The 11,969-nt window shown below is 33.8% G+C and carries 7 protein-coding genes; 4 read left to right on the top strand and 3 right to left on the bottom strand.

The genetic code is table 11. From position 1 onward, the window contains the following. Nucleotides 1-45 precede the first annotated feature (45 nt). From JBL43_RS04840 to JBL43_RS04830, 3 genes are read right to left on the bottom strand one after another with little or no spacing between them, the layout of a single operon-like run. Complete coding sequence (locus tag JBL43_RS04840; RefSeq protein ID WP_198840341.1) at nucleotides 46-1,143, bottom strand: hypothetical protein; 1,098 nt, start codon at nucleotides 1,141-1,143, stop codon at nucleotides 46-48. A gap of 18 nt (nucleotides 1,144-1,161) precedes the next feature. Next, nucleotides 1,162-2,724, bottom strand: a complete 1,563-nt coding sequence (locus JBL43_RS04835) for a RagB/SusD family nutrient uptake outer membrane protein (RefSeq protein WP_198840340.1) — start codon at nucleotides 2,722-2,724, stop codon at nucleotides 1,162-1,164. A 22-nt stretch (nucleotides 2,725-2,746) separates the two neighbouring features. Then, nucleotides 2,747-5,848 (bottom strand): SusC/RagA family TonB-linked outer membrane protein, encoded by a 3,102-nt coding sequence (locus JBL43_RS04830; protein ID WP_198840339.1) that lies wholly within the window; start codon nucleotides 5,846-5,848, stop codon nucleotides 2,747-2,749. Nucleotides 5,849-6,247: 399 nt separating this feature from the next. Between JBL43_RS04830 and JBL43_RS04825 the strand changes: the two genes are divergently transcribed. The 4 genes from JBL43_RS04825 to JBL43_RS04810 all read left to right on the top strand — a co-directional run bounded on the left by JBL43_RS04825 (nucleotide 6,248) and on the right by JBL43_RS04810 (nucleotide 11,968). Continuing rightward, nucleotides 6,248-7,615 (top strand): T9SS type A sorting domain-containing protein, encoded by a 1,368-nt coding sequence (locus tag JBL43_RS04825; RefSeq protein ID WP_198840338.1) that lies wholly within the window; start codon nucleotides 6,248-6,250, stop codon nucleotides 7,613-7,615. A gap of 162 nt (nucleotides 7,616-7,777) precedes the next feature. Next, nucleotides 7,778-8,929 carry a glycoside hydrolase family 26 protein gene (locus JBL43_RS04820; RefSeq protein ID WP_198840337.1) on the top strand — a complete coding sequence of 384 codons (1,152 nt, stop codon included), beginning with the start codon at nucleotides 7,778-7,780 and terminating at the stop codon, nucleotides 8,927-8,929. Between the two features lie 23 nt (nucleotides 8,930-8,952). Then, nucleotides 8,953-10,791 carry a sodium:solute symporter family protein gene (locus JBL43_RS04815; protein WP_198840336.1) on the top strand — a complete coding sequence of 613 codons (1,839 nt, stop codon included), beginning with the start codon at nucleotides 8,953-8,955 and terminating at the stop codon, nucleotides 10,789-10,791. Between the two features lie 4 nt (nucleotides 10,792-10,795). Next, nucleotides 10,796-11,968, top strand: a complete 1,173-nt coding sequence (locus tag JBL43_RS04810; RefSeq protein ID WP_198840335.1) for a glycoside hydrolase family 130 protein — start codon at nucleotides 10,796-10,798, stop codon at nucleotides 11,966-11,968. The last annotated feature ends 1 nt before the right edge of the window (nucleotide 11,969 follow it).

Here is an 11,969-nt window from a genome sequence, read left to right as displayed (position 1 = left end):
TAAATGTTTTTTAGTATTGATTACTCTAAAATTCTTTTGTTTCGATTATTGATTTATAAACCCAAAATCATCAACATAGAATGTGTAATTTGGCTTACCGGTATTGGAAGATTCTTGAAAATCTAATCTTGTTAGGTTATCAGGAGCTCCACCAGATGGATAAAAATTAGCTAATGGTATTACATATTTAGTCCATTTACCAGGAATTAGTTCTAACTTTTGTGCTGTAGATGCTCCGTCAAAGTCATTAATTGCTAACGTTACTGAATCACCAGCATCGCCAGTACCATATATTGAAACTGTAATTGCTGTATAGGTTTTATAACCAAAACCTGCTGGTGGTAAGAAAGTTAACCCAGACCAAGCTTCGCGAACACTTTTAATAGAAAAGTCTCCTAAGGCAATCTCTGTAGAAGCGATGTCATGAGTACCTCCCCATTCACTAGTGCTCCAATCGGGATTAAGTCCATCAATATAAACGGAATAGTTAAATCCGTAGGAGTCAGATTGAGCGATAGCTCCTCCATTTGTTTCTAAATATATAAATGCTTGTTCTACACCAGAAGGTACTTCAGCTTCAACCTCTGATGGAGAAATTACTGTAAAATTTGGAGAGGGCAGTTCCGTTAAATTTCCTTGCTCTTCTGTACCGCTTACAAATGTGATAGATTTGGTTTCAGAAAAATCACCACCCAATAAATTCACAACTTTTTTACCATCTTTTGTTCCTTCAGTAAATCCGGTTATTGTAAGTAAAGAGAAATCATAGTTGATTGTACCATAAGGATTTTCAAGTGTTAACTTATTCTCTTGCCCAACAAATGGTGCGTTTTCCGGAATTTGTACAAAGATAATTTTGTCAGTGCCTAATGCAGGTTTTAATGATGCTGAATAACCATTAAATTGGATTGAAGTAAGTGATGCGAAATTTTCACCTCGAATAATATAAGTGCCTTCTAATACGCCTTGGGTGACGGGTTTGTCTTCTCTAGCTTCGCTAACACTTGTAATTACAGGTGGGCGTGTTTGAGTTGCAACCTCGTCACCAATAAAATCGTTTTCACAAGAACTAAATAAAAGAGCGACAAATAGTGTTAAAAATAATCGTGAAATTATATTTTTTAAAAAGTTGATATTTTTCATAATCTTTAACATTAATTATTAATTAAAAACATAAGGTACAGGAGATTCTAACAACGCAGGGTTGTTTTGAGTTTCAGTTGTAGGATAAGGGAATAGTAGGTCGTCCGCTCCAGCTGAAAAGAAAGCTGAATTTAAGGCTGATGGTGTTACGCTATTATCAAACGTACCTCGGTCAGTATTACTTAAAAACTCCGTTGCAAACGCAGGACCTTGTCTTACTATATCATACCAAAATTCAAATTCAAAAGCCAATTCAATTCTTCTTTCTTGAAAAACATCATCTAAAGTTGGTGCTGTTTTTTCATCTAATCCAGCTCTGCGACGTATTTTATTGTAAGATTTAATACCTTCCGAAACCGAACCGCCACCATTTAGAGCAGCTTCTGCATGAATTAACAAAAGTTCACCATACCTCAATATATACGTGTTATTTGATGTTGTGGTTTGTCCACTACCATCTCCACGAGCAACAGCATCATCACTACCTACTACATATTTTTTAAGACCATGGCCTGTTCCTTGAAAATCAACATTATCTGGTACCGTATATCCACCATTTAAATCTGGATAATAAGCTCCAGGTTCTGTAATTGTTGCGTAAAAACGCAAATCATCATCTTCATAGGCTTCTAATAAATCAGGTGATGGTCCTATTGCAGACCAACCATCTGAGCCACCAGTAAAACCAGAAGGTGCAAATAATGATTGAATCCCATTTCCTTCTGCGTACCTGCTTGAACTCGCCCATTGTAAAGCGAAAATGGACTCTGAATTATTGTCGTTTTCTGGTTTAAATAAGTCATAATAACTTCCGTTAGGATCACCATCTTCAGCATCACCACCATATAACTTAAATTCACCGGCATTAATAACTTCTTCAGCTAATTGATAAGCTTTCGGATAATTTTTTTCATATAAGTATATTTTAGCAAGCATTGCTTTTGCTCCATTACTAGAAATTTTTCCAGGTACTGAGGTTTTAGTATTTGTAAGATTTGCAACTGCGTACTCTAAATCTAATTTGATAAATTTATATACATCAGCTTCTGGATTACGAGGAACCACAGGTTCTAGCACATAATCGTCATTATTAGCGATAATTGGGATAGCTCCAAATATTCTTACCAAATAGAAATAAGCAGTGGCTCTTATAAACCGGGCCTCACCTACAGCATTATTAACGGTTTCTAAAGAAATACTTGGGTCTACGGCATTAGGTAATGTGTTAATGACAAAGTTTGATTGGCCTACAACGGCATAAAGCGATTCCCAAGCTTGGGTTAAAGTACTATGATTGCCATTAATTGCGAAATTTGTGAAATCCGCATTTCTTGGATCCCATGTACGGCCATTACCTGAGCTTAATTCACCTATACACCATATGGTATTGGTGTTAAAATTATACCATGGTGTTGCATATAATGCATTTGTTGCAGCTCCCACTTGGGCTTCAGTACTATAAAAATCTGCAACATTATAAGAATCTTCAGGTGGACGATCCAAAAAATCTTCACCACAAGAAGTCAATGACAATAAAAGTACTGCCATTACTATAAATTTTGTTTTTAATAAATTATTCATTGTCTTGCTTTTTTTGATTTTACTAAAATTCAACGTTAACTCCTATGGTATAAGTTCGAGGAGATGGGTATCTACCAGCATCAATACCTGTCAATAAAGGGTTTTGATTGTAAGATCCAATTTCTGGATCATATCCGCTATAATTTGTGAACGTATATAAGTTTTGTATACTTCCGTATAATTTTAACTTACTTAATCCAGCTTTTTTTGAAAAAAATGAAGGTAACGTATAGCCTAAGGTTATGTTCTGAATTCTTAGATAAGAACCATCCTCAATATACCTGTCAGATATATCTATATTACGTGTGTCGTTTCTAGCTAGTCGTGGTGAATTAGCGTCAGGATTATCTACTGACCAAAAGTCTAAAACTGAAGGAGATTGATTGGTATAGGTTCTATTTCCAGAGGTAAGTAATCTGCCTATTCCATTAAAAACATCATTTCCGTAAGAGCCTTGTAAAAATAGAGATAGATCGAAGTCTTTATATCTAAATGAATTTTGAAATCCAAAAGTAAAGTCAGGATGTGGATTACCAATTACTGTTCTGTCATTGTCATCAATAATTCCATCATTATTTTGATCTTTATATTTGACATCACCTAACCAAGTGGTGGCAAAAAGAGCGTCTTCAAATGGTCTTCCGTATTGAATGGCAGCTCCTTCAAAGTCTTCTACAGTTCTAAAGAGGCCTTCAACTTCTAATCCGTAGAAAAGACCTAAAGGATCTCCAGCTCGAGTTATCGTAATATTTTGCTCACCGTCATAATTAATATTCATGGTGCCGTTTATTGCAGGAACATTTCCTAAATCGGTTACTTCATTCTTGTAATGAGATACAGAAAGAGCTGAGTTCCATGAAAAATCGCCATCGTCATCGGTACTATAACTCAACGTAACATCAATTCCTTTATTTACCATTTCACCTAAGTTAACCCAAGGAGCTCCAATGGCACCAGAAGCACTACCTCCGGTTATAAAATCAGTTGCAGCATATTGATATAAGAAATCTTTTGAGACCTTATTATAAACTTCTATCGTCGTTTTTAAACGAGAATTTAGTAAGCTGAAGTCTAAGCCAATATTTGCTTGCGTTGATGATTCCCATGTTAAATCTGGATTTGAAAAATTGGTTAGTAAAAAACCAGTACCTAGTCCGGTATTTACAGGAGTCAACCTAGATCCATAAGCGAAATTTGGAATATTTTGATTACCAACTTCACCATATCCACCATATACTTTTAAATCCTGTATGGCTGCAATGTCTTCCATAAAACTTTCATTAGATATTTTCCACGAACCAGATATAGAAGGGAAATAGCCCCATTTATTACCTTTAGAAAATTTAGAAGATCCATCAGCACGTATGGAAGCTGTAACACTGTATTTGTTATCAAAAGAATAAATCATCCTACTAAAATAAGATTGTAATGCCTGACTACCTTTATATTGTGTGCTATTATCATCAGCATCTCCAGTACCTAAAATGGGCACCTCATTACCTACAAAATCTCCATCTGTAGAGGTTACACCTCCCCAGCTTGATTCTTGTGATTCTGTTCCTACTAACAATGTGAAATCATGTTTGTCATTAAAATTATTATGATAGGTCAGTAAGTTTTTTATAATCCAAAAATCATTGTGTTGATTTGTTATACTTAATGTGTTGGTTCCAATTTCTATTTCTCCATAAGAATAGCGAGGTGTAAATTGCGTATTCAAATTACTTCCGAAATCACCCCCGAATTCAGAGCGATACGTTAAGTTTTTAGAAAGTTTAAATTCAGCATATATATTTCCAAGAATTCTATTTTTTCTTAAATCATTACTCAGACTCAACGCTTTTGCAATTGGGTTTTCTACACGATAATCATCATCAAGACTTGGTCCAGCAAATGATCCGTCAGGATTGTAAACTGCTATGGCAGGATTATTTAATAGTGATAATCCAATTACACCATTAGTTCTACCATTTAAAGTTAATTTTTCGTTGGTACGACTTGCAGTTAAATTCATACCAACATTTATCTTGTCATTTAATTTTGCATTAATATTAGACCTAATTGAAACACGATCAAAAGCAGAACCAATTACAGTACCATCTTGATCTGTATAACCCGCAGATAAAAAGTAATTTATTCCTTCTTTTCCGCCAGAGAATGATAGTTGATGATTTTGCATGAAAGCATTGTCAAAAATTTCTTGTTGCCAATTAGTACCTGGACCTAATAATTCTGGTCTTAAATAGGAAACAACGGGATTTAAACCGTAAATTTCATTAATTTCATTTTGCAATCTTGCGTATCCTGGAAGGTCTAGTACTTCTATAATGTTTGTTGGTTCTTGCACTGCTACAAATGTGCTATAGTTAAAAGTGCCTTTGCTGTTTTTACCTCTTTTAGTAGTAATAATAACAACACCATTAGAACCTCTTGATCCATAAATTGCTGTAGCAGACGCGTCTTTTAAAATATTTACAGATTCGATATCACTGGGATTTAACGAAGCTAAAGGACTTGTATCTCCTCCAGAATCACCAGAAACAGGAACGCCATCTATGATATATAGTGGCTCACTCGAACCCGAAATTGAATTCACACCACGGATTCTCACAGAAACGGAACTTCCGGGTTGGCCTGAATTTGTGGTAATACTAACTCCAGCAGCACGGCCCTGCATCATTTGATCTATACTAACTTGCGGAATGGTTTCAAGAGCTTCCGTGTCAATTGTCGCCACAGAACCACTTATGTCTTCCTTAAGTTGTGATCCGTAACCAATAATTACAACCTCGTCTAAGCTTTGAGCATCTTCTATTAATGAAATATTGATAACTGTTTTGTTATCAACTTTAACTTCTTTATTTTGAAAACCAATAAAACTATAAACTAAGGTGGCACCTTTTTTTACGGTTATTACATAATTTCCGTCAATATCAGAGGAGACTCCATTTAAAGTTCCTTTTTCAATGATATTAACGCCTGGAAGTGGTAATCCGTCAGGATCAGAGACTACACCACTAACACTATTTTGAGCTATAATTAATTGACTTATTAAACCAAATAATAATACCAAATAATAGCGATGTACATTACAATAAATGATTTTTGAATTTAATTTTTGCATGTGTATTTAAGTTAGCCTAGTTTATTCTAATTTTTATTGACAATAAATTATAGAATACTCAATTTAACTAGTAGGTTTTTATCAATACCAAAATTATACTTAAAGTTAATATAATGTTAATATTATTTTGTCATTTATCAATAAAATATTTTCTAGTTTGTTTTTAATTAACATTTACAATCCTATTTATTATAAATGAATCGTGTGTTTTTTAAGTGTTTTTTTAACATTTAAATTTTTTATTTCCTATGCCAATAGTCTTTGCAGCAGAAGATTTAATTAAAATATTTATTGGAGTTGCTTATCAATTCACTGAGGTGAAATTATACTTTATTAATATGATAAAATAATACCATATTAATAGCTAGATTGATTCTTATATTTACAAAGGGATAATTTATGTCAAAAAATAGATACATATTAATACTTGGATTTTTAATGGTTTTTGGGTTAGAAGCTCAGAATACTATAGAGGTGAACTGCCAAAATTTATTTTTAAGTGGAACAAATTTAGCATGGAATCAATTTAGTGGAGATGTTGGGTTTAGTACGAATCCAAATCTGACCTATTTTAATAATTTCTTTTCAGAGGTAAAGGCTTCAGGAGGTAATTCTGTACGTTGGTGGCTCCATACGGATGCTGCCTTTACACCAGAGATACAGTCAAATGGCAATACTATTGGCTTACATCATTCATTAACCAATCAGCAAATTATAGATCAGATAAGAGATGTGTTAGACGCCGCTTGGTCAAATGATGTGCTGGTAAATATTAGTTTGTTTTCTTTTGATATGTTACAAGACCCAACAGCTAAAAGTTGGACCAATATCAATTATGACGGTAACTTAGCATTTTTAAAATCATCAACTAATGTACAATCTTATATAGATAATGCCTTAACACCAATGGTAAATGGGGTAAAGGATCATCCTGCACTTATGAGTTGGGAAATTTTTAATGAACCCGAAGGGATGACAACTCAATTTGGTTGGACTCCAGTTAAAATTTCGATGGCAGATGTTCAAATGGTGGTGAATAAATTAGCGGGTGCAATTCACGATGCTGATCCTGATGCTCTTGTTACCAATGGAACTTGGTCAATGTTGGCGAATACAGATAAAATTGTTTCCTCAAATGTACATCAGAAAAATTATTATTCAGATGCGGAATTAATAGCAGCTGGAGGTGCTAATAATGGTACTTTGGATTTTTATCAAGTGCATTATTATAATTGGCAATCCTCTTCTATTTCACCATTTCATCATCCAGCAAGTTATTGGGACCTAGATAAGCCAGTTATGGTTGGTGAATTTCATGCGGTAGAAGCGGAGTCACTAATGACGGGGTTTGGTTATCCTTCAAATGCAGCATATGATTACTTATATGATAATGGTTATTTTGGAGCATGGGGCTGGCAATACAACGAATCTACACTTTGGAATGGTATTGCACCTCAGATTAATTATATGGATGTGAATAATGGAAGCGTAACAGCTCTTATTAAAGATGCTTGTAATACAGCTGGAATTGATGATTTTGGACTTGGTTATATTTCTATCTTTCCGAATCCATCCGTAAATCAAATTCAAATAAAAGGTTTGCAAGAATCAGGAGAAGCCCTCGTTTATTCTATTGATGGTAAAATAGTAATCAATGCAGCCATAGAGAATAATCAACTGGATGTGTCTCAGCTAACTTCTGGTATGTATTATTTGCGAATTACAACTGAAAAAGGAAGCGTTTCTAAAAAGTTTTTAAAGAAGTAAAGAACTTTTTTACAAGCAATGGGCTAAAATTCACCTATCTCCTCTTAATATCGTAATAATAATTTAAGATATTGATAAAATAATATCAATATCATAATTTTAGTATCGCTAAATTTGTTATTTACAATAAATTATTAGTTATCTCTATTATAAATACAATTTATGATGATCTATATTAAAAATAATAACCTTAAATTCTACTGTAAATCTGTTTTAGTATTCATGTTAATGATTTCTTTTTATTCATGTACTAGTGCTCAAAAACAAAAAGAAAAAGAGCCTTTGTTGGTTGATGAAAATGCCTCTGAAAGTTGTCTGAATCTTTATCAAAAATTAAGTGAAATTTCAAAAAAAGGTTTTGCCATTGGACATCAAGACGCAACATCTTATGGTATCAGTTGGAAACAAAATGATGATAGTGTAGTTGTTAAAAGTGATGTAAATGAGGTGGTTGGAGATTTTCCTGCTGTTTATGGTTTTGATTTAGGACGTATTGAACTGGCTTCTGATAGAAATTTGGATAGCGTTTCATTTGTCACTATGAAAAAACTTATGATTGATGCTCATAAAAAGGGCGGTATTATAACTATTAGTTGGCATGCAGATAACCCAACAACCGATGGGGACTCTTGGGATAAAACACCAGCCGTTGCCGATATTATTAAAGGAGGTAAGCATAGGGCTAAATATGAACTTTGGGTGAAAAGAATGGCAACGTTCATAAAATCATTGAAATATAATAATCAACCGATACCTATGGTTTTTCGACCTTTTCATGAAATGAATGGGGCTTGGTTTTGGTGGGGAGATCCAAATTGTACAGCAACCGAATACAAGCAATTATGGCAAGAAACAGTACAGTTGCTCAGAGATACTCATAATGTGCACAATTTATTATATGCCTATTCACCAAATAAATTAAACCCTTCAGATGATTATTTGAAATACTATCCTGGAGATGATTATGTAGATATTTTGGGTATTGATATTTATGATTTCAATAATGCAAAAGACTATACGGCATCAGTTGTTAATGATTTAAACCTCGTAAGAAGTATTGCTAAAGAAAAGAACAAGCTTTATGCTTTTACCGAAACAGGGTTAGAAACAATTCCTACTAAAAATTGGTATTCAGAGGTGTTATACCCTAGTTTAGAAAATTCAGGGATTGCTTGGGTGTTGTTTTGGAGAAACGGCAGACTTGATCATCATTATATGCCTTATAAAGGACATTCTAGTGAAAGTGATTTTAAAAATTTCGAAAAGCTACCGAAAACACTGTTTTTAAAAGATGTTAATGAGTTAAAAAATTAATTAAAGTTAACCACAACCAACCTATGAAATTACTCAACACAGTAGATATTGTAATTATTTTATTGTATTTGCTTACTATAGTTATAATTGGACTTGTGCTTAAAAAAAGAGCACAACGAAGTAAAGATGATTATTTATTAGGAGGTAAGTCCATTCCTTGGTATTTGCTAGGGCTTTCCAATGCCTCAGGAATGTTTGATATTTCTGGCACAATTTGGCTTGTAACTTTAATGTTTGTTTACGGAATTAAAAGTGCATGGATTCCATGGCTATGGCCTGTTTTCAATCAGGTTTTCTTGATGGTATACTTGTCTAAATGGTTGAGGCGTTCAAACGCAACTACGGGTGCTGAATGGATAGGTACACGTTTTGGGTTTGCAAAAGGAGCAAAATTGTCACATGTTATTGTGGTCATTTTTGCATTGATAATGTGCTTGGGTTATTTAGCCTATGGGTTTATAGGACTTGGTAAGTTTATTGAAATTTTTATTCCATGGGAAATGGTAAGTAATTATGTTCCCTTTGATGTTACACCAGAGTATGTACCACATTTTTATGGTACTATATTTACCTTTTTTGCAGTATTCTATTCATTATTAGGAGGTATGTCTGGAATTGTATGGGCAGATGTTGTTCAATTTGGAATTATGACTGTAGCCGCTCTAGTTATTGGTTATTTAGGGTTCCAAGCCGTTGGAAGTAACACGTTGAATGTGCCTGATGGTTGGATGAGTCCGTTTTTTGGATGGGAATTGAATTTGGATTGGACGCATATAATCCCTGAGGTTAATAATAAAATTAAAGAAGACGGATTTGGATTATTTACAATTTTCTTTATGATGATGGTTTTTAAAGGATTGCTGGTAAGTGTAGCAGGGCCAGCTCCGAATTACGATATGCAGAAAATATTATCTACAAAATCAGCGGCCGAAGCTTCTAAAATGAGTGGGTTTGTATCTGTAATTCTAATGCCAATTAGGTATTTAATGATTGCAGGTTTTGCAGCCTTGGCTTTAATTTATTATGAAAAATTAGATTTATTAAATTCTGCGGGAGAAATTGATTTTGAACTGATTCTGCCAACGGCTATCCAGCAGTTTGTACCAGTAGGTTTATTGGGGCTTTTGTTAGCGGGATTAATTGCTGCATTTATGTCAACATTTGCTGGCACTTTAAATGCTGCACAAGCATATTTAGTGAATGATATTTACTTAAAATATAAAAAGCCAGATGCGAATCCTAAAGAGATAAGAAATATGAACTATATAACTGGTGTAATCGTAGTTATTGTGAGTATAATTTTAGGATTATTTGCAAAGGATGTAAATTCAGTATTGCAATGGATAGTCTCTGTTTTATATGGAAGTTACGTCGGAGCAAATATTTTAAAATGGCACTGGTGGAGGTTTAATGGCGAAGGTTTCTTTTGGGGTATGGTTGCTGGTTTAGTATCTGCAGCGGTTATTCCAGAACTGTTTCCAGATGTTTTAGGTTTATATCTATTTCCTTGGTTGCTATTGGCATCATTAATAGGTTCTGTAATAGGAACGTATTCTGCTCCGCCAACAGACGAAGCCGTTCTTAAAAAATTCTATAAAAATGTTAAACCATGGGGGTTCTGGAAACCAATACATGATAAATTACTAATTGAAGATCCGAATTTCAAAAAGAATGAAAGTTTTGGTATGGACATGTTTAATGTACTAATTGGTATAACCGCACAGACAACGTTGGTAATTTTACCAATGTATATCATTTTTAGACAACAAACGCCTATTTATATTTCTCTTATTGTTTTAGTAATATGTTTAGTGCTATTAAAGAAGTTCTGGTGGAATAAATTAGAAGAAAAAATTGATTAATTATATGTACAAGATAAATGGCACAATAGCCAAGAAAAAAAAGAGATATGCTAAATTGATTAGCAAAAAAAATAAACCTGTTTCCAATTCAAATGGAATCTATACACGATATAAATTTCCTGTAGTAACGGCAGATCATACGCCTGTTCATTGGAGGTATGATTTTGATCCTAAAACAAATCCATTCGAATTAGAAAGAATAGGTATTAACGGCACTTTTAATGCTGGTGCTATAAAATGGAATGGTAAGTATTTGTTGTGCTTAAGAGTAGAAGGAAACGATCGTAAATCATTTTTTGCTATTGCAGAAAGTCCCAACGGTGTAGATCACTTTAAATTTTGGGATAAGCCATGCATAATTCCTGAAATTGAAGGAAATCCGGATACCAATATTTATGATATGCGTTTGATTAATCATGAAGATGGATGGATTTATGGTGTGTTCTGTACAGAGCGTAAAGACCCTGATGCTCCTCAGGGAGATACAAGCTCTGCAACAGCTAACGCAGGGATAGTTAGAACAAAAGATCTTATTGATTGGGAGCGTTTGCCTGATTTAATTTCGAGTTCTGGCCAACAACGAAATGTAGTATTGCATCCAGAATTTGTAAAGGGTAAATATGCTATTTATACACGTCCGCAAGATGGGTTTATAAATGTTGGTAGTGGTGGTGGAATTGGGTTAGGTTATATCGATGATATAACAAACCCTGTTGTAGAAAATGAAAAAATAATTAATAATAAAATTTATCATACTGTTTTTGAATTAAAAAATGGACAAGGCCCAGCTCCAATAAAAACCAAAGAAGGTTGGCTGCATCTGGCTCATGGTGTGCGAAATACCGCAGCAGGTTTGCGTTATACATTGTATATGTTTATGACAGATTTAAATGATATTTCAAAAGTAATCTATCAACCTGCAGGTCATTTTATGGCTCCAATAAACGGTGAGAGAATTGGCGATGTTTCTAATGTTTTATTTTCAAACGGTTGGATTGAAGATGATAATGGCACTGTTTATATTTATTATGCTTCTTCAGATACTAGAATGCATGTTGCGGTTTCGTCAATTGATAAATTACTAGATTATGTTATGCATTCTCCTGAAGATAAATTCACTTCCGCAAATTCTGTACAAACAATTCTAAATCTTATAGATAAAAATAGCAAACTATAGT

The sequence above is a fragment of the Aureibaculum flavum genome (assembly GCF_016406085.1).
GTDB classification, from domain to species: domain Bacteria; phylum Bacteroidota; class Bacteroidia; order Flavobacteriales; family Flavobacteriaceae; genus Aureibaculum; species Aureibaculum flavum.
Note: the sequence above shows the minus strand (reverse complement) of the source record. Positions and strands in the feature narration are given on the sequence as shown.